Raw genomic sequence first — 20,661 nt, 5'->3', positions numbered from 1 at the left:
GTGCCGGGCGTCGCGGGGCCGGTCTCGGTCTCGGTTCCAGGGCCGGTCGGGGTCACAGCAGCTCCTTGATCGCGGCGTCGAGTTCTCTTGCGGTGTCGGGCAGGCGGACGTGGACTCCGTCGCGGACGGTCCACTGCCCGTCCACCATCACGTGCCGCACGTCGGCGGCGGTGGCGGCGAAGACCACGGCGTCGGTGGCCCGTGCGGGATCGGCACCGGCCAGGCGCACCCCGTCCAGGGACACGTTGACCAGGTCAGCGCGGGCTCCGGGCGCGAGGTTCCCGGCGTCGTGCCAGCCGAGTCCGGCGTGGCCGTCCGCGGTGGCGGCGCGCAGTAGTTCGCCGCTGCCCAGGGTGCCCCGGCGGTGGGTGCGCAGGCGTTCGTGCAGCTCCACGGCGCGGGCCTCCTCGAACAGGTCCAGCTGGGCGTGCTGGTCGGTGCCCAGGCTGATCGGGACCCGGCGCGGGGCGGCCACGAGGTCGCCGGTGCGGGGCAGGCCGTCCGCGAGGTCGCGCTCGGTGGTCGGGCACAGGCACACGGCGGACCGGTGGGCTCGGACCGTGTCCACGTCGGCGTCGGTGAGGTGGGTGGCGTGCACCAGGGTGGTGCGTTCGGTGAGCGCACCCGCCTCGGCCAGCACCCGCACGGGGGTGATCCCGTGCGCGGCCAGGCAGGCGGCGTTCTCGGCGGGCTGCTCGGAGACGTGGACGTGCAGCGGCAGCTCGCCCGCGTCGGCGAACCGGGCGACGGAGGGCAGGTCCGCGACGGGCACGGCGCGCACCGAGTGCGCGGCGGCGCCCACCCGGGCGTGCCTCCCCCCGGGGGCGAAATCACTCACTCTGGCGGCCCAGGCGTCGGCCGTGCCGTCGCCGAAGCGCAGCTGCGGTCCGGTCAGGGGCAACTGGGACCCGTCCTCGCCGAGACCACCGGAGAGGTAGCACACGTCCAGCAGGGTGATCCGGACCCCGGCGTCGGCGGCGGCCGCGACCAGGGCCTGCCCCATGGCGTTGGGGTCGGCGTAGCGCTGACCCTCCGGGCCGTGGTGCAGGTAGTGGAACTCTCCCACACAGGTCACTCCGGCCAGGGCCATCTCGGCGTAGGCGGCCCTGGCCAGGCGGTGGTAGGAGTCCGGGTCGAGGCGTTCGGCCGCCCGGTACATCACCTCGCGCCAGGTCCAGAAGGACCCGCCCCCGGCGTGGGTGCGGCCGCGCAGCGCCCGGTGGAAGGCGTGCGAGTGGGCGTTGGCCAGGCCGGGCAGGGTGAGTCCGGGCAGACGCTCGGCGCCGTCCGGAGCGGAGCCCGAGACCACCGAGGTCAGGCGTCCGGCGGCGTCGACGGTCAGGAGCACCCCGGGTTCGGGGGCCGCGCCGCCGAGCCAAGCCCACTCACACCAGTACCGGCGTTCCCCCGTCACGGTGTCCCCCCGGGGACCGCGAGCAGGTCGGCCAGGACGTCGGCCAGGGCGACGACCCCGGCGTGACAGTCCTCGGGACGGGCCCACTCCTGGGGTGAGTGGGAGATCCCGGTCGGGTTGCGCACGTACAGCATCGCCGTGGGCACGTGCGCGGAGAGCACCCCGGCGTCATGCCCGGCGCCGGTGGGCAGGACCGGGACCGGTCCGGCGGACTCGGCGGCACGGGTCCCCACGATCCCGGCGAGCCGGTCCCTGAGGTCGTGGGCGAACTCCACCAGCGGCGTGGTGGACTCGGCCGACACCTCGAGGGTGACCCCGTGGTCGCGGGCCGCCCGTTCGGCGGCCTCACGCACGCCCCCGACCACCGAGGCCAGGGTGTCCTGGTCCGCGGCTCGGGCGTCCAGCCAGGCGCTGACCAGCGAGGGGATGGCGTTGGTGCCGTTGGGGGTGATCAGGCCCTTGGCGACCGTGGCGCGGGCGTCGTGCCGCTCGGCCAGCGCACGGGCGGCCAGGATCGTGTGGGCGAACGGGAGCATGGGGTCCTCCCGGTCCTCCAGGCGAGTGGTGCCCGCGTGGTCGGCCCGGCCCCGGAAGTCCATCCGCCACCGGCCGTGCGGCCAGATGGCGCTGGCCACGCCCACGGCGTGGTCGGTGTCCTCCAGAGCCCGCCCCTGCTCCACGTGCAGCTCGACGAACACGTCCAGCCAGGAGAGGAGTTCGGGGTCGGGTCCGATCGCTGCGGGATCCAGTCCCGCCCCCGCCATGGCGCGCTCCCAGGTGACGCCGGAGGCGTCGGTGAGGGACCTGGCGCGGGCGGGGTCGATCTCCCCGGTGCTCAGGCGGCTGCCCAGGCAGGGCACCCCGAACCGGCCGCCCTCCTCCTCGACGAACACCCCCAGGACCAGCGGTCGCGCGGGGGTGAACCCCCGGGCGCGCAGCTCGTCCACGGCGGCCAGGGCGCTGGCCACTCCGAGGGGGCCGTCGAAGGCCCCGCCGTCGGGCACCGAGTCCAGGTGGGAGCCGGTGGCCACGGCACCCGGTCCGGGCGTGCCCCACCAGGCCCACAGGTTGCCGTTGCGGTCGGTGCGCACGTCCAGGCCGCGGGCGGCGGCCGCCTCGGTGAACCAGGCGCGGGCGTCGGTGTCGGCGCCCGCCCAGGAGTGACGGTGGTAGCCACCGCTGTCGGCCGAGCGCCCGACGGGGTCGAGGTCGGCCCAGAGCCGGTCGAAACTCACTCGCCCTCCTTCATGGGCACGCGGATACCGTGCGTCTGGGCGACCCGCTCGGCCTCCTCGTAGCCCGCGTCCACGTGGCGGATGACGCCCATGGCGGGGTCGTTGGTGAGCACCCGCTGGAGTTTGGCGGCGGCCAGCTCGGTGCCGTCCGCGACACTCACCTGGCCGGCGTGGATGGAGCGGCCCATGCCGACCCCGCCACCGTGGTGGATGGACACCCAGGAGGCGCCGGAGGAGGTGTTGACCAGGGCGTTGAGCAGCGGCCAGTCCGCGATGGCGTCCGATCCGTCCTTCATGGCCTCGGTCTCGCGGTAGGGCGAGGCCACCGAACCGGTGTCGAGGTGGTCGCGGCCGATCGCCAGCGGAGCGGTGATCTCGCCGGAGGCCACCAGCTCGTTGAAGCGCTGACCGGCGGCGGCCCGCTCGCCCTGGCCCAGCCAGCAGATGCGGGCGGGCAGGCCCTGGAACGCGACCCGCTCCCTGGCCATGCGAATCCACCGGGCGAGGTGGTCGTTGTCGGGGAACAGGTCGAGGATGGCGTCGTCGGTGCGGGCGATGTCGGCGGGGTCGCCGGACAGCGCGGCCCAGCGGAACGGGCCCTTTCCCTCGCAGAACAGGGGCCGGATGTAGGCGGGCACGAACCCGGGGAAGTCGAAGGCGCGGGTGAAGCCGCCCTCGCGCGCCTCGTCGCGGATCGAGTTGCCGTAGTCGAAGACCTCCGCGCCCGCGTCGAGGAAGCCGACCATGGCCTCCACGTGCGCGGCCATGGACTCGCGGGCCCGGACGGTGAACTCCTCGGGCTTGGCCGCCGCCAGGGCCTTCCAGTCCTCGAAGGACACGCCCAGCGGCAGGTAGGCCAGCGGGTCGTGGGCCGAGGTCTGGTCGGTGACGATGTCGATCGGAGCGCCGCGGGACAGGAGTTCGGGGAAGACCTCCGCCGCGTTGCCGAGAACGCCGATGGAGAGCGGGCGGCGCTCGTCACGGGCGCGCACGGCCAGGTCCAGGGCCTCGTCCAGGCTCTGGGCGCGCACGTCCAGGTAGCGGTGCTCGATGCGCCGGTCGATCCGGCTGCCGTCGCACTCGACCACGATCGCCACGCCGTCGTTCATGGTGACGGCCAGGGGCTGGGCGCCGCCCATGCCGCCGAGCCCGGCGGTCAGGGTGATGGTCCCGGCGAGGGTGCCGCCGCTGTGCCCCTTCGAACCCAACTTCGCGGCCACGGCGGCGAAGGTCTCGTAGGTGCCCTGGAGGATGCCCTGCGTACCGATGTAGATCCACGAACCGGCGGTCATCTGCCCGTACATGGTGAGGCCCTCGGCCTCGAGGCGGCGGAACTCGGGCCAGTTCGCCCAGTCCCCCACCAGGTTGCTGTTGGCCAGCAGCACGCGCGGCGCCCACTCGTGGGTGCGCATGATCCCCACGGGGCGGCCGGACTGCACGAGCAGCGTCTCGTCGCCCTCCAGGTCGCGCAGGGACGCGGTGATGCGGTCGAAGCTGCGCCAGTCCCGGGCGGCCTTTCCGGTGCCGCCGTAGACCACGAGGTCCTCGGGGTGCTCGGCCACCTCGGGGTCGAGGTTGTTGTGGAACATGCGCAGGGCCGCCTCCTGCTGCCAGCCCTTGGCCGACAGGGTGAGGCCTCGGGCCGCGCGGACGGTGCGTGGGTTGCTCATCGTGGTCTCCTCAGGGGGCTAGGCGAGCGGGGTGACGGTCTCAGCGGCCTCGACGATCGAGCCGTCGGCGACCAGGGCGGCCACGGCGGCGATCTCGGGGGCCAGGTAGCGGTCGGGGCCGGGACCGGCGACCCTTTCGCGCACGGCGCGCAGGACCGCGCCGGTGGCGGGACCGGGCTCCAGCGGGGAGCGCAGGTCGAGGGCGCGTGCGGCGGTGAGCAGCTCCACGGCCAGCACGTTGGTGAGTCCGTCCACCGCGCGACGCAGCTTGCGGGCGGCGGCCCAGCCCATGGACACGTGGTCCTCCTGCATGGCCGAACTGGGGATGGAGTCGACGCTGGCGGGCACGGCCAGGCGCTTGAGTTCGGAGACGATGGCGGCCTGGGTGTACTGGGCGATCATGTGGCCCGAGTCCACTCCGGGGTCGTCGGCGAGGAAGGCCGGAAGGCCGTGTGAGCGGGAGACGTCGAGCATACGGTCCGTGCGGCGTTCGGCGATCGAGGCCGTGTCGGCCACGGCCACGGCCAGGAAGTCCAACACGTAGGCGACCGGCGCCCCATGGAAGTTGCCGTTGGACTCCACCCGGCCGTCATCGAGCACGACGGGGTTGTCGATGACGCTGTCCAGCTCGCGTCCGGCCACGAGCAGGGCGTGGGCGAGGGTGTCGCGGGCGGCTCCGGCCACCTGCGGGGCACAGCGCAGCGAGTAGGCGTCCTGAACCCGGTTGCAGTCCGGGCCGCGGTGGGAGGCGACGATCGGCGAGTCCGCGAGCATCGCTCGCAGGTTCGAGGCCGAGGCGGCCTGACCCGGGTGCGGACGCAGTCTCTGGAGCTCCTCGGAGAAGACCCGGTCGGTGCCGAGCAGGGCCTCGACGCTCATGGCGGCGGTGACGTCGGCGACCTTGAGCAGGCGCTCCAGGTCCATGCAGGCGATGGCCAGCATGCCGAGCATGCCGTCCGTGCCGTTGATGAGGGCCAGGCCCTCCTTGGCGCCGAGTTCCACGGGCGCGATGCCCGCCGCGGCCAGGGCGTCCGCGGCCTCCCGGAGCTCACCGTCGGCGTCACGGACCCGGCCCTCACCCATCAGGGCCAGGGCGACGTGGGACAGCGGCGCCAGGTCACCGGAACAGCCCAGGCTGCCGTACTCGTGGACCACGGGGGTGATCCCGGCGTTGAGCAGCGCGGCGAGGGTCTCGACGGTGACGACCTCGACCCCGGTGTTGCCCGAGGCGAGCGTGCGCAGGCGCAGCAGCATCAGCGAGCGCACGACCTCGCGCTCCACCTCGGGTCCGGCCCCGGCGGCGTGCGATCGGATGAGGGAGCGCTGGAGGCGGGCGCGCAGGTCGGGGGCGATGTGCCGGGTGGCCAGCGCACCGAACCCGGTGCTGACACCGTAGGCGGGGACCTCGCCCCGGGCGAGCGCCTCGACCCGCTCGCGGCCGTGGCTGACGGCCTTGCGGGTCTCCTCGGTGAGAACGACGTGGGCGCCCTCACGGGCGACGGAGAGGACCTGGGCCGGGGTGAGCGGTGCACCGCCGACGGGAACGGAAGGAACGGCTGTGGACATGCCCCCATTCGACCGTGTCCGGAGGCCCGCCGAAAGCGCCAACACGACGGAACCGTCCGAGATCCCAGACACCCGTCCCGCCAGCCGTTAAGGGCAGCACTTCACGCCGTGGGACCATCGGGGCATGAGTGTTGTTCCGGCTGCCACGCGCGCGCTGCGGCTGCTGCGCTTCCTGGCCTCGCGGCCGGGGCCGGTGTCGGCCACGGCGATCGCCACCGGGCTCGGCCTGCCCCGCTCGAGCGTCTACCAGCTGTTGGAGGCGATGGCCGAGGAGGGGTTCGTGACCCACCTGCCCGAGGAGCGGCGGTGGGGTCTGGGGGTCGCGGCCTTCGAGATCGGCTCCGCCTACCTCCGCCACGACGGCGTCGAGCGGCTGGCCCGGCCCCTGTTGCACCAGCTCACCGAGACCACCGGGGCGACCGCGCACCTGGGTGTGCTGCACGGCGCGGACACTCTGTACCTGCTCAAGGAACAGCCGCCGCACGCCCCCACGCTGATCACCGGAGTCGGGGTGCGCCTGCCCGCACACCTGACGGCGTCGGGGCGGGCGATGCTGGCCCGTCTCCCCCGCGCCCAGGTTCGGGCGCTGTACCCGGACACGGCGGCCTTCACCGACCGCACCGGACGCGGGCCCACCACCCCGGGGGAACTGCGGGACCTCCTGACCGAGGAGCGCCAGCAGGGGTGGTCGATCGAGAGCGGTCAGGTCACCGAGGGGTTCCTCTCGGTGGCGGCGGCCGCCTCGGACCACAACGGTCGCCCGGCGGCGGCGATCAGCCTGACCGTTCCGGTGGCACGGCCGGTCACTCCCCGGGCCCTGGCCGGGCGCGTACGGGACGCGGCCGGTGAACTCACCCGCAGGCTCAGCGGGCGCTCCGGCTAGCGCGGCGCTCGCGCAGCGGGGGCGTTCGCTCCACGATCGAGGGCAGGGGCGCGGTGCGCTCCACCATCTTCAGGATGTGCTCCTTGCGGTCGCGCGGCACCTGCACGTAGAACTGCGTGGCGGCCTCGGCGTCGACCTCCAGGTCCAGGCTCTCGGGGGTCTCGGCCCAGCTGGGCAGTTCGGGGTCGGTGCGGTGGGTGTCCAGCGCGAACTCGATGAAGTAGGTGACCCTGCGCCCGCCGGTGTGTACCTCGCGGATGCGGCGGATCTCCGACCAGGCGATGAAGGTGCCCTCGCCGGGGAACCACCACTTGCGTTCCTGGAGCACGGTGACGCCGTCACTGTCGGCGCTGATCCCCTGGCGGGTGATGCGCTGGGGCAGCCCGCGCACGAGGAAGACGTTGCTGCCGGGGCCGATGAAGAACATGACCAGCGCCGCGAACGCCCACAGCGAGACGGAGCTGACCGTGGTCTCCTCGCGCATGACGTGCCAGAGCATGGAGCCCACCACCACCACGAACCCCAGGGTGAGTCCGCCGGAGAAGTAGGCCGCAGTCATCCACATGCGCGTGTTGGGGCCGCGCAGACTGACGTAGCGGCGCAGGTGGGACACGCTCGCGGGCGACTGGGTCAGGTCCGAGGGGACACCCCGTGTCTCAGGGGGGACGTCCGGTGGTTCGGGGGAGGCCATACCCCCCATTCTTCCAAGCTTCCAAGGTGCTTGGTGCGGCGCCTCACCCCACTTTCCCGTCCATGTGCGGCCAATCCCGGCGAACGCCTGATCTCCGCCCCTCCCCGGCGCTACAGTCCTGTCCCATGAGGCGGAGCACACGAGAGTACGAGACCGCGCTCCTGGTGGACGGGGAGGTCCTGGTCATCGAGGGGATCCTCTACCGGGGGCGGACCATGCTCGACGAGGAGGGGACGGAGCGCTTCGCGCCGTTGGAGCGCTGGGCCACGACCGTGGCCGAGAGCCTTGGCGGGCCGGTGACCTGGAGGGCCGAGGCCAAGAACGAGCCCGAGTCCCGTGGCACCGTGTGGCCCGGGGAGGCGCTTCAGAACCGCCTGGCGCTCTGAGCTCCGCACTTGGCGCACTGGAACTTGCGGTCGTCGCCGAGAATCCAGTCGTGGTCTCCGCCGGTGGGGCACGCTGACATCGACACCAACTCCTCAGGAAGGGGGCTTCGGGGGTGTGTGTCGGTCATCGTAATTCCCACCAGCCACATCAGTCTCCGGAATGAGAAGATATGTCATTCCCTCATGTCTGAAGTGTGACTCCCAGACATACGTCGGGGCCCGCCAGCGGTCCTGTGACCGGTGGCGGGCCCCGACGGAACCTGCGGCTGGGACAACGGCCAGCCGAGGGACTCTAGTTCTGGGAGGCCTTCATGTGGGCCTCGACCGCGGCGCGGTCGGCGCGGAGCTTGGCAAGCGCCTCGTCGAGGATGAGCTTGCCCTCCTCCTCGCTGCGCCGCTCCTTCACGTACGCCAGGTGGGTCTTGTACGGCTCGGTGCGCGGCGGCGACGGCGGGTTGGCCTTGTCCTTGCCCGAGGGGAAGCCGCAGCGCGGGCAGTCCCACTCGTCGGGAACGGCGGCCTCGCTGGCGAAGCTGGGAATGACCTCGTGCAGGTTCGCACAGTAGAACGGGACCCGGACGCGGGGAGCGGCCTCGCCCCGCTCCGCCTCGCCCATAGGGCCAGCTCCGACTCGGCTGCCACGGATGGCGCTGCCACTACCCACGAAAAACTCCTTCAGCGAACTCGCTGCCTGACTTGGGCGAGATTGTCTTGGACGAGGGGTCTGCGGCCGGTCGGCGCGCTACATTCCCCGGTTGATCAGCAGACCGAGGATGACGATCGTCACGATCCACGTGATCCCGATCCCGATGGTCATCCGGTCGAGGTTGCGCTCGACCACGGACGAACCGCCGAGCGAGGACGTGACACCGCCACCGAACATGTCGGACAGGCCACCGCCCTTCCCCTTGTGCATCAGCACGAGGAGGACCAGCAGCACACTGAGAAGCATCACGAAGATGGACAGACCGAGGATCACACGCTCACCCGTAGCTCGACCCCGCAGCAGGGGGGAATGGACACCTCGATCCCCCTTTTCCCGCCCGGACCAGGACCGACGGGAGGCGTCGGTCCGGAGCGGGTCACGGAAGGAGGAGACCGGGGACGTTTTCGGATTTTACCGTGCCGGTGTCGGCACGGGCGGGGAAACCTCAGGACAGGGGGATCCCCACAGCGAAGTCTAGCCCGAACAGGGCACCCGTCGGGCACCCGGCCCGTCACCCCTGGACGTCGGAGAGTGACGGGCCGGGTCCACGAGACGTTTGGTCAGCCGTTCTCGCCGAAACGGATCACCTTGGCGAATTCGTCGGCCTTCAGGCAGGCACCGCCGACCAGGGCGCCGTCGACGTCGGCCTTGGCCATGATGCCGGGGGCGTTGTCGCCCTTGACCGAACCGCCGTAGAGCACGCGGACCGCGTCGGCCAGCTCGGCGGAGTACAGCTCGGCCAGGCGGACGCGGATCGCGGCGCACACCTCCTGGGCGTCCTCGGGGGTGGCGACCTCGCCGGTGCCGATGGCCCAGACGGGCTCGTAGGCGATGACGATCCGCTCGGCCTGCTCGGCCGGGATCTCCTTGAGGGCGCCGTCCAGCTGGGCGAGGACGTGCTCGACCTGCTGGCCCGCCTTGCGCACCTCGAGGCCCTCGCCCACGCACAGGAGCGGGACGATGTCGTTCTTGTAGGCGGCCTTGACCTTGGCGTTCACCAGGGCGTCGTCCTCGTTGTGGTACTCGCGGCGCTCGGAGTGGCCCACCAGGACGTAGGAGCACTCCAGCTTGGCGAGCATCGAACCGGAGACCTCACCGGTGTAGGCGCCCTTGTCGTGGGCGGAGATGTCCTGCGCGCCGAACCGGATGCGCAGCTTGTCCCCGTCCACCAGCGTCTGCACGCTGCGGATGTCGGTGAACGGCGGCAGGACGACGACCTCGGCGTTGTCGTAGTCCTTGTCGTTCAGGGCGAAGGCCAGCTTCTGGACGAGCGCGATCGCCTCGAAGTGGTTGTTGTTCATCTTCCAGTTGCCCGCGATGAGCGGCTGGCGCTTGGTCATCCTTGACTCACTTCACAATCGTCGGAGAGGGCTTACGTGTGCGTGCCCGGGTCACGCGCCACAGCGGAGCGAAGGCGCGGAGCGGAGGGACCTCAGGCGAGGGCGTCGATGCCGGGGAGGTCCTTGCCCTCCAGGTACTCCAGGCTGGCGCCGCCGCCGGTGGAGATGTGACCGAAGGCCGCCTCGTCGAAGCCCAGGGAGCGCACTGCGGCGGCGGAGTCGCCGCCACCGACGACGGTGAGGGCGTCGGAGTCGACGAGGGCCTGGGCCAGGGCCCGCGTTCCGCCCGCGTAGGGGGCCATCTCGAAGACGCCCATCGGACCGTTCCAGAACACGGTCCTGGCGTCGGCCAGCTTCGCGGCGAACAGTTCCTGGCTCTTCGGGCCGATGTCCAGACCCATCCTGTCGGCCGGGATGGCGTCGACGTCCACGTCGGCGTGCGGGGCGTCGGCGGCGAACTTCTCGGCGGCGACGACGTCCACGGGCAGGACGATCTCCACGCCCTCGCGCTCGGCTCGCTCCAGGTAGCCGCGCACGGTGTCGAGCTGGTCGGCCTCCAGCAGGCTGGAGCCGACCTCGTAGCCCTTGGCCTTGAGGAAGGTGAACACCATGCCGCCACCGATGAGCAGGCGGTCGGCGGTGCCCAGGAGGTTGTCGATCACGGCGAGCTTGTCGGAGACCTTGGAGCCGCCCAGCGCCACCACGTAGGGGCGCTCGGGGTTCTCGGTGAGCCGCTTGAGCACCTCGACCTCGGTCAGCACGAGGCCGCCGACGGCGTGCGGGAGCTTGCCGGGCAGGTCAAAGACGCTGGCGTGCCTGCGGTGCACGGCGCCGAAGGCGTCCCCCACGTACAGGTCGGCGAGCTGGGCGAAGCGGTCGGCGAGCTCGCCGCGCTCGGCGTCGTCCTTGCTGGTCTCGCCGGGCTCGAAGCGCACGTTCTCCAGCAGCGCGATCTCTCCGTCCCCGAGGGCGGCGGAGGTGGCGCGGGCGGACTCACCGGCGGTGTCGGCGGCGAAGGCCACCTCGGTGCCGAGCAGCTCGCCGAGCCGGGCGGCGACGGGGCGCAGGGAGTACTGGGGGTCCGGGGCGCCCTTGGGGCGGCCCAGGTGGGCGGCGACGATGACGCGGGCGCCGCGCTCACGAAGCTTCTCGATGGTCGGCAGGGCCGCGCGGATGCGCCCGTCGTCGGTGATGCGGTCACCGTCCAGGGGCACGTTCAGGTCGGCCCGGACGAACACGCGCTTGCCGGAGACGTCGAGTTCGTCGATCGTCCGCATGCTGGTCTCCTCGTTGGGGTGTCGAAGTCTGGGGCTGGAGGGGTGCGCACGCGACGGCACCCCCACCGCGCCTGGGCGGAAGGGGTGCCGGGTCACGCGTGCGCGGCCACGGGTCAGGACCCGTTGGTCACAGGTTGGAGCCGACCAGCTTGGCCAGGTCGGCCAGGCGGTTGGAGTAGCCCCACTCGTTGTCGTACCAGCCCAGGATCTTGACCTGGTTGCCGGCGACCATGGTCATCCCGGCGTCCAGGGTGCAGGAGGGCGAGGTGCCGACGATGTCGGAGGAGACGATCTCGTCCTCGGTGTAGACCAGGACGTCCTTGAGCGGGCCCTCGGCCGCGGCCTTGAACGCGGCGTTGACCTCGTCCTTGGTGACCTCACGGTCCACGGTGACGACCAGGTCGGTGGCGGAGCCGTCCGGCACGGGGACGCGCATGGCCATGCCGTCCAGCTTGCCCGCGAGCTCGGGGATGACCAGGGCGGTGGCCTTGGCGGCACCCGTGCTGGTCGGGATGATGTTCTGCGCGGCGGCGCGGGCCCGACGCAGGTCCTTGTGCGGGAAGTCCAGGATGACCTGGTCGTTCGTGTACGCGTGGACCGTGGTCATGAAGCCCTGCTGGACACCGAAGTTGTCCTTGAGCACCTTCGCCATGGGCGCCACGCAGTTGGTGGTGCAGGAGGCGTTGGAGATGATGTCGTGGTTGGCGGCGTCGTACTTGTCGTCGTTGACGCCCATCACGATGGTGATGTCCTCGCCCTTGGCCGGGGCGGAGATGATGACCTTCTTGGCGCCGGCACTGATGTGCTTGCGGGCGTCCTCGGCCTTGGTGAAGATACCGGTGGACTCGACGACGACGTCGACGTTCAGCTCGCCCCAGGGCAGCTGGGCCGGGTCGCGCTGGGCCAGAACCTTGATGTTCTTGTCGCCGACGCGGATGAAGTCGTCACCGGCCTCGACGTCGCCCTCGAGGGTGCCAAGCACGGTGTCGTACTTGAGCAGGTGCGCGAGCGTCTTGGTGTCGGTGAGGTCGTTGACCGCGACGATTTCGATGTCGCTGCCGCCAGCGGCGACCGCGCGCCAGAAGTTGCGGCCGATCCGACCGAAGCCGTTGACGCCTACACGGATGGTCACGGAACCAATCTCCTCATATGTCGCACAGCAGTTTCACCCGAGCGTGTGGCTGTTCCGGGGCACCGGACCCATGGGGTCGGCGCGACCGTGTTGAACAGCGTGAACGCGTAACAGGTGTTCACAAAGAGCCTATCGGAGTGTCGGCGGGGGCCGTTCTCACCCCCGACCGGCGACCCGTCGTCCCCTCGCGGATTCGCGACCATCCTGGCACCGCAAAGCTGAGAGGTCTATACCATTTTCGGAAGTTATCCGGGAGTTTTCCCAGTTAACAAAGCCGAACATCGGTGTGACGGTCGTGTTCCGGCGTGATCGTGCCCCTCGACCGGTCAGGGAACCATCATGTCGGGAGTGAGGTTCGCCTCTGTGCCCTCGATGCCCAGGTCACTGGCCCGCTTGTCGGCCATCGCGAGCAGCCTCCGTATGCGCCCGGCGATGGCGTCCTTGGTCAGGGGTGGGACCGAGAGCTGTCCCAGCTCCTCCAGGGAGGCCTGCTTGTGGGCCAGCCGCAGCTGACCGGCTGCAACCAGGTGCTTGGGGGCTTCCTCCCCCAGGATCTCCAGGGCCCGCTCCACCCGCGCACCCGCCGCGACCGCGGCCCGGGCGCTGCGCCGCAGGTTGGCGTCGTCGAAGTTGGCGAGCCGGTTCGCGGTGGCACGCACCTCCCGGCGCATCCGGCGCTCCTCCCAGGCCAGGACGCTCTGGTGGGCGCCCAGCAGGGTCAGCAGCGCGCCGATGGAGTCACCGTCGCGCACCACCACCCGGTCCACACCGCGCACCTCGCGGGCCTTGGCGTGCACCTTGAGCCGACGGGCCGCGCCGACCAGCGCCAGCGCCGCCTCCGGACCGGGGCAGGTGACCTCCAGCGACATGGACCGGCCCGGCTCGGTCAGGGAGCCGTGCGCGATGAAGGCGCCACGCCAGGCGGACTCGGAGTCGCAGGCCCCGCCCGCCACCACGTGACGGGGCAGGCCGCGCACCGGGCGGCCGTTGTTGTCGACCAGACCGGTCTGGCGGGCCAGGGACTCGCCGTCCTTGATCACCCGCACCACGTACCGGTTGCCCTTGCGCAGCCCGCTCGGGGACAGCACGACCACCTCGGACTCGTGCCCGAAGACCTCCGAGATGTCCTTGCGCAGCCGCCGTGCGGCCGCGCCCGTGTCGAGTTCGGCCTCGATCACGATCCGGCCGCCCACGAGGTGCAGGCCACCGGTGAACCGCAGGATGGTGGACACCTCCGCCTTGCGGCAGCATGGCTTGAGGATCGCCAGTCGGCTCAGCTCATCCTTCACCACGCCGGTCATCGCCATCGCTGCGATCCTCCCCTTGAACTGGCAGAACACCGGCGCCGCACACCCGGGCGCCGGGGTGCCGCCAAGGGGTCACCCCTGGGCGGCTTTCTCGGTGCAGACTACGTGACGCGCGCCTTTACGCCGACCCCCGCACGGCGTGTCGCACTTCCTCAACCCCAGCTCACAGGCGGCGTGTCGCCCTTCGTGACGGTGTGCGGTCAATTGCTCCCCGCCCCCGTGGAGGGGTCCAGGAGCGACTCCAGGTGGTCCCTCAACACGACGGCGTGGTTGTGCTCGGTGTCCTTGGCCGCGTACAGGAGTGTGACGGGCCCCTTCCGGGCCGCGTCGAGGAGGGGTTCCAGGACCTCCGGGTGGGCCTTGAGTTCGGCCCGGTAGCGGCGGGCGAACTCGTCGAAGCGGCCCGGGTCGTGCCCGAACCAGGTGCGCAGGTGGGGGCTGGGCGCGGCGTCCTTGACCCACTCGTCCCCGGCGACCGCGCTCTTGCTCACCCCTCGGGGCCAGAGGCGGTCCACGAGGAACCTGGGCCCGGGCGGGGGTTCCTCCCCCTGCCCGGGGTGCTCCTCGGCGCGGACCTCGTCATAGACGCGTTCCAGGTGAATGCGGTGATCAGCCATGCGACCACCCTTCCCCGTCCCCGGTCACGGGGACCCCAGCACGGCACCAACAACACGGGCGGCCGTACTCGCGCGTGCGGGTCAGACCTCCAGGACGTGCTCCAGGGCGGCGGCCAGCTTGTCGGCGTCGTGGCGCGGGGAGCCGTCCCCCCGGCTCAGGTCGGCCAGTTCGAGCCGCCCGCCGAGCTGGTGGGCGGCGGACAGGAGCGGGCCGACCTCCTCCACCGTTCCGGTGTCGGCGAGCACCACGTCCACCCCCAGCTTGGGCGCGTGCTCGTGCAGCACCTCGAGGTAGGTCTCGGGACGGAAGTCGTCGGTCTCCCCCTGCTGCGGCAACAGGTTGAGCACCACCAGCCGCTTGGCCCGAGTGGTGACCAGGGCGTGGGCCAGCTCCGGGACCAGCAGGTGCGGCAGCACGCTGGTGAACCAGGAACCGGGACCGAAGACCACCCAGTCGGCCTCCCGCACGGCCTTGACCGCCTGCGGGCTGGCCGGGGGGTCCTCGGGGATCAACGAGATGGAGCGCACCCTGCCGCTGGTGCTGGCGCACGCCACCTGCCCGCGCACCGTGGTGAGCGCGTCGGGTTTGTCGGGGTCGATCCCGGAGACCTCCGCGGAGATCTCCAGCGGGACCGACGACATCGGCAGGACCCGGCCGTGGGCGCCCAGCAGCTGCCCCACCCAGTCCAGACCCGCCACCGAGTCACCGAGCAGTTCCCAGAGCGCGACGATCAGCAGGTTGCCGACCGCGTGGCCGTGCAGGTCCCCCTCCGAGCGGAAGCGGTGCTGGAGCACCTGGCTCCAGGTGTGCCCCCACTCGTCGTCCCCGCACAGCGCGGCCAGGGCCATTCTCAGGTCCCCGGGCGGCAGCACGCCCAGTTCCTCGCGCAGACGGCCGCTGGAGCCGCCGTCGTCGGCGACCGTCACGATGGCGGTGACGTCCGTGGTCACCCTGCGCAGCGCCGACAGGGAGGCGTACAGGCCGTGCCCGCCCCCCAGCGCGACCACCCGGGGTGGCCGTGAGGCGTCGTCCCCGTCCGGAGCGGTGCTGTTCGACATGCCTTTGGCCTGCCCCCTCGTCCCGTGTCCGGCGGACGCGTCGGCCCGCCCCGGAGTGGAGGCGTGCGAACGGCCGGCCCACGCCCCCGGCCCGCCGTGTCCCGGCCCCTTCGCGGACCGGCACCAACAATGACCGGGCCAATGTAAGGGAAGACGCCATTATTGGCGATTCGGTTCACCCGAGGGCCGGGCGCGTGTCGGTGGGCACCAGGATGTCAGTGGGACGCGCGTCCACCTGTGAGCGGCCGGAGCACGAGCGTGTCGGTGCCGTGGGTCACACCGGATCGGTGACCGGGACGGCTCGGGGGCCCGGGGGCGCGAGCCCCCGGGTGCCGCCTCGAACTCATGTCACTCCCGGCCCACGTCCCGGTGGACCACGTGCACGTCCACGCCCTGCGCGCGCAGCCGGTCGCCGAACTGCTCCGCCATGGCCACGCTGCGGTGCTTGCCGCCGGTACAGCCCACCGCGAGGGTCATGTAGTGCTTGCCCTCGCGCTGGTAACCGGCGATGGTCAGCTTCAGGACCTCCGAGTACGCCTCCAGCATCTCCTGGGCGCCGTCCTGCGAGAGGACGTAGTCCCGGACCGGCTCGTCGCGGCCGTTCATCGGCCTGAGCTCGGGCACCCAGTGGGGGTTGGGCAGGAACCGGCAGTCCAGGACGAGGTCGGCGTCGACCGGAAGGCCGTGCTTGAAGCCGAAGGAGACCACGTTGGCGCGCGGGCGCACCTCGTCGCTCTCTCCGAAGAACCCGATCACCCGCGCCTTGAGCTGGTGCACGTTGAGCTGCGAGGTGTCGATGACCAGGTCGGCCTCGCCCCGGATGGCGCGCAGGGTCTCGCGCTCACGGGCGATGCCGTCGGTCAGGCGGCCGTCACCCTGGAGGGGGTGGGGTCGGCGGACCCCCTCGAAGCGGCGCACCAGGGCGTCGTCCCCGGCCTCCAGGTACAGCACCCGCGCGGTGATGTCGCGCTTGCGCAGCTCCTCCACCGTGGACAGCAGGTCCTCTGTGAAAGCGAGTGAACGCACGTCCACCACCACCGCGACCCGGGGGACCGCCCCGTGGGTGCGGCCGGCGAGCTCGATCATCGTCGGCAGAAGGCCCGGTGGCAGGTTGTCCACCACGAACCAGTCCAGGTCCTCCAGGGCCCTGGCCGCCGTGCTGCGACCCGCCCCGGACATCCCGGTGACGATGACCACCTCGGGCGGAAGCTCCCCACCCAGTTCGACCGTCATGTGTCTCCTCCCCCGTCTGTGCCTTGCCTTGCCGTCGCCCCGTCACCCTCCCCATCCCTCCGGCCGGGGCCACCGGACAGATGTGCGTGCACGGACTCGGCCAGTTTGGGGCCGATCCCGGGCACCTCCGCGATCTCCTCGACGCTCGCCGAGGCGAGTCTGCGCACCGAACCGAACTCCTTGATGAGGGCTGTCCTGCGCGCCGGGCCCAGCCCCGGGAGTTCGTCCAGACTGCTCCCGGTGAGTGCCTTGGCGCGTTTTTGCCGGTGGTACTGGATGGCGAAGCGGTGGGCCTCGTCGCGGACGCGCTGGAGGAGGTAGAGGCCCTCGCCGGTGCGCGGGAGGATCACCGGATCCTCGTCGTCGGGCAGCCACACCTCTTCCAGGCGCTTGGCCAGACCGCAGACCGCCACGTCCTCGATCCCGAGTTCGTCCAGCGCGCGCCGCGCCGCCTCCGCCTGCGGCCGGGCACCGTCCACCACCACCAGGTTAGGCGGGTAGGCGAACTTGCCGGGCGTGGGCTCCTCGGACGCTCCGCTGCCGCCCGTCACCTCGTGCGCCTCCGGGCCGCCGTTGCCCGCGTGGTCCTCGGAGCCGCCCATGCGGGCCACCTCACCCGCGCGTGAACTCTCCTCCAGGTAGCGGCGGAACCGGCGTTTGACCACCTCGTACATGGCGGCCACGTCGTGCTGCTCCGCTCCCCCGACCCCGCTGCCGCGCACGGAGAAGCGCCGGTACTCGGACTTGCGGGCCAGGCCGTCCTCGAAGACCACCATCGACGCCACCACGTGCTCGCCCTGGAGGTTGGAGATGTCGAAGCACTCGATGCGCAGCGGCGCCTCGGTCAGGTCCAGCGCCTCCTGGATCTCGTTGAGGGCGCGGCTCCGGGTGCTCAGGTCCCCGGCGCGGTGGGTCTTGTGCCGCGCCAGCGCCTCGCGGGCGTTCTTGTCCACCGTCTCCATGAGGGACTTCTTGTCACCTCGCTGGGGCACGCGCAGGTCCACCGCCGAGCCCCGGTGCTCGGACAGCCAGCTCGCCACGGCGTCGGGGTCGTCGGGCTCGTGGGAGACCAGGACCTCACGCGGGATCGACGTGCCGGTGCCCTCGGTCTCCTCGGCTCCGTCCAGCGCGCCGTAGAGCTGGCGCAGGAAGGTCTGCATGAGTTCCCCGGGGTTGGCGTCGGTCACCTTGTCCACCACATAGCCGCGCTGGCCGCGGATCCGGCCGCCCCGGACGTGGAAGATCTGGACCGCCGCCTCCAGGGGGTCGTCGGCCATGGCGATGACGTCGCAGTCGGTGGAGTCGGGCAGCACGACGGCCTGCTTCTCCAGGGCGGCGCGCAGGGCCTCGATGTCGTCGCGGATGCGCGCGGCCCGCTCGTACTCCATCTCCTGGGCCGCCTCGGTCATGCGGCCCTCCAGCTGGCGGATGAAGCGCCCCGTGTCCCCGGCCAGGAACGAGCAGAAGTCCTCCGCCAGCTCGCGGTGCTCCTCGGGGCTGGCGCGGCCCACGCAGGGCGCCACGCACTTGCCGATGTAGCCGAGCAGGCAGGGGCGGCCGCTGTTGCGGGCCCCTCGGAAGACCCCGGCCGAGCAGGTGCGCACCGGGAAGACCCGCAGCAGCAGGTCGACGGTCTCGCGGATGGCCCAGGCGTGCGAGTAGGGGCCGAAGTAGCGCACGCCCCGGCGCTTGGCCCCCCGCATCACCTGTACCCGCGGAAACTCCTCGTTGAGGGTCACCGCCAGGTAGGGGTAGCTCTTGTCGTCGCGGTACTTGACGTTGAATCGCGGGTCGTACTGCTTGATCCAGGAGTACTCCAGCTGGAGGGCCTCGACCTCGGTGCCGACGATCGTCCAGTCGACGTCGGCCGCGGTGGAGACCATCTGCTGGGTACGGGGGTGCAGTCCGGCGAAGTCCCGGAAGTAGGAGGACAGCCGCGATCGCAGGTTCTTGGCCTTGCCCACGTAGATGACCCGTCCGGAGGCGTCCCGGAATCGGTAGACACCGGGCTCGGTCGGGATGGAACCGGGGGCGGGGCGCAGGTGAGGAGTCGCAGCCATACCCCCATTCTGGTCGCTCCCGGGGACAGACGGCCACCTGTCCGTGCGGAGCGCCCCCGTGGAGCGGGTCACTCCAGCAGGATCAGTCCAAGCAAACGTCACGATTGGATATCTGCATGGTCTAGGTTGGGCGGGTACAGCCGAACTTCCCGACATGAACGACAGGGGGGCACTTCGTCGTGAATCCGTCCCAATGGATCGCGATCGGCGTCACCGTCGCGGTCTCGATGGCCCTGGTCTTCGTACTCCAGTGGCTGCTCAACCACAAGTTGGGCAAGGTCTGGCCGATGGCCCGCTACGTGGTCTCGCGCTCGGCGGTCACCGCGTACACCGCGGCGGCGGTCGCCGGTGCCAACCTGGCGCTCCCCAGCCGGGGGGACGTGCCCTGGAGCACGTTCCAGACCATCGACCACGCGATGACGATCCTGATGATCGGTACCCTGACCGCTCTGGGTATCAGCCTGGCCTACGCGGCCACGGACATGGTCCTGGAGCGGCTCTCGGCGCGCAACGGCGACGCCGACCGCCGTGCCCGCCGTCTCCAGACCCAGGTGCGCCTCCTGCGCCGGGTGATCACCTCGGTCATCGTGATCCTCGCCATCGCGTCGATCCTGTTCACCTTCCCCGAGGTCCAGGCACTCGGAGCCGGGCTCCTGGCATCGGCCGGTGTGATCGGCATCGTCGCCGGTGTCGCCGCCCAGTCGACCCTGGGCAACCTCTTCGCCGGGCTCCAGCTGGCCTTCAGCGACGCCCTGCGTATCGGCGACGTCGTGGTGGTCGAGGGCGAGTGGGGCCGCGTCGAGGAGCTCAGCCTCGTCAACGTCACCATCAAGATCTGGGACGAGCGCCGCCTGGTGGTCCCCGTCGCCAACTTCACCACCACCAGCTTCGAGAACTGGACCAAGTCCGGGACCAACATCACCGCCAAGGTCCAGCTCCCCCTGGACTGGGAGGTGCCCATCGGCGACCTGCGCGAGGAGACCGGCCGCCTGATCACCGCGAGCAGGTTCTGGGACGGGCGCAGCTGGTCCTGCCAGGTCGTGGACATCACCGAAACCGGTGAGGTCATGGTCCGGGTGGTCGCCACCGCCTCCGACACCGGCAACCAGTGGAACATCGCCTGCGAGATCCGTGAGCACCTGATCACCTGGCTGGCCACCAACTACCCCGAGTCCCTCCCGCGCAAGCGCACGGAGTTCGTCGGCGGCGCGGACGACGAGTCCGGCTACGCCGCGCGCTTCCCGACGTCGGCCTTCCGTCGGACGGCCGCCGCCTCCGGCGCCGTCCACGACAGCGGCAACGGTTCGGCGCAGTCCGGCAACCCCGAAGAGGTCTGACCCGCCCGAGCAACGACGGAGCCCCACCGGAACACTGTCCGGTGGGGCTCCGTCGTGTGTGACCCCGGTCAGTCGAGGATGATGTCGGTCCCGTCGATGGTGACGGTGAACTCCTCCAGGGGTTCCTGGGCCGGTCCGGTCACGACCTCACCCGAGACGATGTCGAACTCGCTGCCGTGGCACAGGCAGCGGATGACCTCGTCCTCCACCTCCTGGACCGTGCAGCCGCCGTGGGTGCAGGCCGCGCTGAAGGCCCTGTACCGGCCCTCCTCGGGCTGGGTCACCACCAGCTTGCTGTGGCTGAACACCGCCCCGCCGCCCTCGGGGACGTCGGAGGTCTGACCGACCACGTGGCCCCGGCGCACCTCCTGTGGGTTGGGAGGCTCACCGCAGGCGCTCACGGCGGTCACGGCCGCCGCCGCCCCCGCCGTTCCGAGCAGACGACGCCTGCTCAACCCGCACCCGCATGTCCTCGTTCCAGCCACGACCGAACGCTCCTCACCTGCGCCTGAATTCCACTACGAATCGTAGTAGGTCGGGTCGGGTGCCGTGCACCGCCCCCTACTCGGAACGCCAGTGGTCCTGCCCCTGCGGCGGGCCCTCCGGCGGGTAGGCGCGCGTGTGACCACCTGCCACCGGCGGGGGCGGCGGGTAGGCGCCGGGGGCGGCCTGCGGCGGCGGGTAGGCGGCGTGAGGCGGCGGCCCGTACCCCCCGGGTGTGTGGTGGCCCGGCTGGCCGTAGTAGGGC

19 protein-coding genes and 1 pseudogene are annotated in these 20,661 nt (G+C 71.4%); 3 read left to right on the top strand and 17 right to left on the bottom strand.

The window, feature by feature from the left end:
* Positions 1-52 precede the first annotated feature (52 nt).
* The 4 genes from ADX84_RS19265 to hutH are packed head-to-tail and all read right to left on the bottom strand — an operon-like array spanning position 53 to position 5,885.
* Positions 53-1,414 carry a formimidoylglutamate deiminase gene (locus ADX84_RS19265; protein ID WP_156208134.1) on the bottom strand — a complete coding sequence of 454 codons (1,362 nt, stop codon included), beginning with the start codon at positions 1,412-1,414 and terminating at the stop codon, positions 53-55.
* Entirely contained in the window at positions 1,411-2,649 is a 1,239-nt protein-coding gene (locus ADX84_RS19260; RefSeq protein WP_049577069.1) for an allantoate amidohydrolase, read from the bottom strand. The genes ADX84_RS19265 and ADX84_RS19260 overlap by 4 nt, the downstream gene beginning before the upstream one ends.
* On the bottom strand, positions 2,646-4,319 hold the full coding sequence (gene hutU, locus ADX84_RS19255) for a urocanate hydratase (protein WP_049577065.1): 1,674 nt from the start codon (positions 4,317-4,319) through the stop codon (positions 2,646-2,648). Before hutU ends, ADX84_RS19260 begins: the two co-directional genes overlap by 4 nt.
* An 18-nt stretch (positions 4,320-4,337) precedes the next feature.
* A complete protein-coding gene (gene hutH / locus ADX84_RS19250) occupies positions 4,338-5,885 on the bottom strand; it encodes a histidine ammonia-lyase (protein WP_049577062.1) in 1,548 nt (515 codons plus the stop codon).
* Positions 5,886-6,009: 124 nt separating this feature from the next.
* On the opposite strand from hutH, the gene ADX84_RS19245 reads away from it, so the two are divergent.
* Positions 6,010-6,768 (top strand): IclR family transcriptional regulator, encoded by a 759-nt coding sequence (locus ADX84_RS19245; protein WP_049577059.1) that lies wholly within the window; start codon positions 6,010-6,012, stop codon positions 6,766-6,768.
* Here the strand turns inward: ADX84_RS19245 and ADX84_RS19240 are convergent.
* Positions 6,749-7,459, bottom strand: a complete 711-nt coding sequence (locus ADX84_RS19240) for a hypothetical protein (protein ID WP_049577056.1) — start codon at positions 7,457-7,459, stop codon at positions 6,749-6,751. The genes ADX84_RS19245 and ADX84_RS19240 overlap by 20 nt on opposite strands.
* A gap of 125 nt (positions 7,460-7,584) precedes the next feature.
* Between ADX84_RS19240 and ADX84_RS19235 the strand changes: the two genes are divergently transcribed.
* Entirely contained in the window at positions 7,585-7,845 is a 261-nt protein-coding gene (locus ADX84_RS19235; protein ID WP_049577052.1) for a hypothetical protein, read from the top strand.
* Positions 7,846-8,137: 292 nt separating this feature from the next.
* On the opposite strand, the gene ADX84_RS19230 is transcribed toward ADX84_RS19235, so the two are convergent.
* The 10 genes from ADX84_RS19230 to uvrC form a co-directional block, all read right to left on the bottom strand.
* Entirely contained in the window at positions 8,138-8,509 is a 372-nt protein-coding gene (locus ADX84_RS19230) for an RNA polymerase-binding protein RbpA (protein WP_082206621.1), read from the bottom strand.
* Between the two features lie 78 nt (positions 8,510-8,587).
* Positions 8,588-8,824 (bottom strand): preprotein translocase subunit SecG, encoded by a 237-nt coding sequence (gene secG / locus ADX84_RS19225; RefSeq protein WP_017546450.1) that lies wholly within the window; start codon positions 8,822-8,824, stop codon positions 8,588-8,590.
* A 287-nt stretch (positions 8,825-9,111) separates the two neighbouring features.
* Positions 9,112-9,891 (bottom strand): triose-phosphate isomerase, encoded by a 780-nt coding sequence (gene tpiA, locus ADX84_RS19220; protein WP_049577044.1) that lies wholly within the window; start codon positions 9,889-9,891, stop codon positions 9,112-9,114.
* A 92-nt stretch (positions 9,892-9,983) separates the two neighbouring features.
* Positions 9,984-11,168 carry a phosphoglycerate kinase gene (locus tag ADX84_RS19215; protein WP_049577038.1) on the bottom strand — a complete coding sequence of 395 codons (1,185 nt, stop codon included), beginning with the start codon at positions 11,166-11,168 and terminating at the stop codon, positions 9,984-9,986.
* Positions 11,169-11,295: 127 nt separating this feature from the next.
* On the bottom strand, positions 11,296-12,300 hold the full coding sequence (gene gap, locus ADX84_RS19210; protein WP_049577035.1) for a type I glyceraldehyde-3-phosphate dehydrogenase: 1,005 nt from the start codon (positions 12,298-12,300) through the stop codon (positions 11,296-11,298).
* Between the two features lie 326 nt (positions 12,301-12,626).
* Positions 12,627-13,607 carry a DNA-binding protein WhiA gene (gene whiA / locus ADX84_RS19205; RefSeq protein ID WP_049577030.1) on the bottom strand — a complete coding sequence of 327 codons (981 nt, stop codon included), beginning with the start codon at positions 13,605-13,607 and terminating at the stop codon, positions 12,627-12,629.
* Between the two features lie 200 nt (positions 13,608-13,807).
* On the bottom strand, positions 13,808-14,224 hold the full coding sequence (locus tag ADX84_RS19200; RefSeq protein WP_049577025.1) for a DUF488 domain-containing protein: 417 nt from the start codon (positions 14,222-14,224) through the stop codon (positions 13,808-13,810).
* Between the two features lie 81 nt (positions 14,225-14,305).
* Positions 14,306-15,283: a uridine diphosphate-N-acetylglucosamine-binding protein YvcK gene (gene yvcK / locus ADX84_RS19195; protein ID WP_199776642.1), complete on the bottom strand. Its 978-nt coding sequence runs from the start codon at positions 15,281-15,283 to the stop codon at positions 14,306-14,308.
* Between the two features lie 348 nt (positions 15,284-15,631).
* A complete protein-coding gene (gene rapZ / locus ADX84_RS19190) occupies positions 15,632-16,516 on the bottom strand; it encodes an RNase adapter RapZ (RefSeq protein ID WP_017546458.1) in 885 nt (294 codons plus the stop codon).
* Positions 16,513-18,576, bottom strand: a complete 2,064-nt coding sequence (gene uvrC / locus ADX84_RS19185) for an excinuclease ABC subunit UvrC (protein WP_049577020.1) — start codon at positions 18,574-18,576, stop codon at positions 16,513-16,515. The genes rapZ and uvrC overlap by 4 nt, the downstream gene beginning before the upstream one ends.
* Before the next feature lie 227 nt (positions 18,577-18,803).
* Here uvrC and ADX84_RS19180 point away from each other — a divergent pair, with 227 nt between their 5' ends.
* Positions 18,804-19,913 (top strand): mechanosensitive ion channel domain-containing protein, encoded by a 1,110-nt coding sequence (locus ADX84_RS19180; protein ID WP_082206623.1) that lies wholly within the window; start codon positions 18,804-18,806, stop codon positions 19,911-19,913.
* Positions 19,914-19,981: 68 nt separating this feature from the next.
* Here the strand turns inward: ADX84_RS19180 and ADX84_RS19175 are convergent, their stop codons facing one another.
* Both ADX84_RS19175 and ADX84_RS26740 read right to left on the bottom strand, forming a co-directional pair.
* Positions 19,982-20,368 (bottom strand): Rieske (2Fe-2S) protein, encoded by a 387-nt coding sequence (locus tag ADX84_RS19175; RefSeq protein WP_049577012.1) that lies wholly within the window; start codon positions 20,366-20,368, stop codon positions 19,982-19,984.
* Positions 20,369-20,474: 106 nt separating this feature from the next.
* Positions 20,475-20,661, bottom strand: a pseudogene (locus tag ADX84_RS26740) (hypothetical protein); the annotation flags it as partial.

Source organism: Nocardiopsis sp. SBT366, assembly GCF_001083815.1.
Classification (GTDB): Bacteria; Actinomycetota; Actinomycetes; order Streptosporangiales; family Streptosporangiaceae; genus Nocardiopsis; species Nocardiopsis prasina.
The sequence above is the reverse complement of the archived record's forward strand: the minus strand, read 5'-3'. Positions and strand labels throughout refer to the sequence as shown.

What these genes read in the sequence shown, in the direction of transcription:
- whiA (WP_049577030.1), bottom strand. Translation starts at nt 13,607, where the DNA reads ATGGCGATGACCGGCGTGGTGAAGGATGAGCTGAGCCGACTGGCGATC.
- rapZ (WP_017546458.1), bottom strand. Translation starts at nt 16,516, where the DNA reads ATGACGGTCGAACTGGGTGGGGAGCTTCCGCCCGAGGTGGTCATCGTC.
- ADX84_RS19215 (WP_049577038.1), bottom strand. Translation starts at nt 11,168, where the DNA reads ATGCGGACGATCGACGAACTCGACGTCTCCGGCAAGCGCGTGTTCGTC.
- yvcK (WP_199776642.1), bottom strand. Translation starts at nt 15,283, where the DNA reads ATGTCGAACAGCACCGCTCCGGACGGGGACGACGCCTCACGGCCACCC.
- hutH (WP_049577062.1), bottom strand. Translation starts at nt 5,885, where the DNA reads ATGTCCACAGCCGTTCCTTCCGTTCCCGTCGGCGGTGCACCGCTCACC.
- uvrC (WP_049577020.1), bottom strand. Translation starts at nt 18,576, where the DNA reads ATGGCTGCGACTCCTCACCTGCGCCCCGCCCCCGGTTCCATCCCGACC.
- ADX84_RS19245 (WP_049577059.1), top strand. Translation starts at nt 6,010, where the DNA reads ATGAGTGTTGTTCCGGCTGCCACGCGCGCGCTGCGGCTGCTGCGCTTC.
- ADX84_RS19200 (WP_049577025.1), bottom strand. Translation starts at nt 14,224, where the DNA reads ATGGCTGATCACCGCATTCACCTGGAACGCGTCTATGACGAGGTCCGC.
- hutU (WP_049577065.1), bottom strand. Translation starts at nt 4,319, where the DNA reads ATGAGCAACCCACGCACCGTCCGCGCGGCCCGAGGCCTCACCCTGTCG.
- ADX84_RS19235 (WP_049577052.1), top strand. Translation starts at nt 7,585, where the DNA reads ATGAGGCGGAGCACACGAGAGTACGAGACCGCGCTCCTGGTGGACGGG.
- tpiA (WP_049577044.1), bottom strand. Translation starts at nt 9,891, where the DNA reads ATGACCAAGCGCCAGCCGCTCATCGCGGGCAACTGGAAGATGAACAAC.
- ADX84_RS19240 (WP_049577056.1), bottom strand. Translation starts at nt 7,459, where the DNA reads ATGGCCTCCCCCGAACCACCGGACGTCCCCCCTGAGACACGGGGTGTC.
- ADX84_RS19180 (WP_082206623.1), top strand. Translation starts at nt 18,804, where the DNA reads ATGGCCCTGGTCTTCGTACTCCAGTGGCTGCTCAACCACAAGTTGGGC.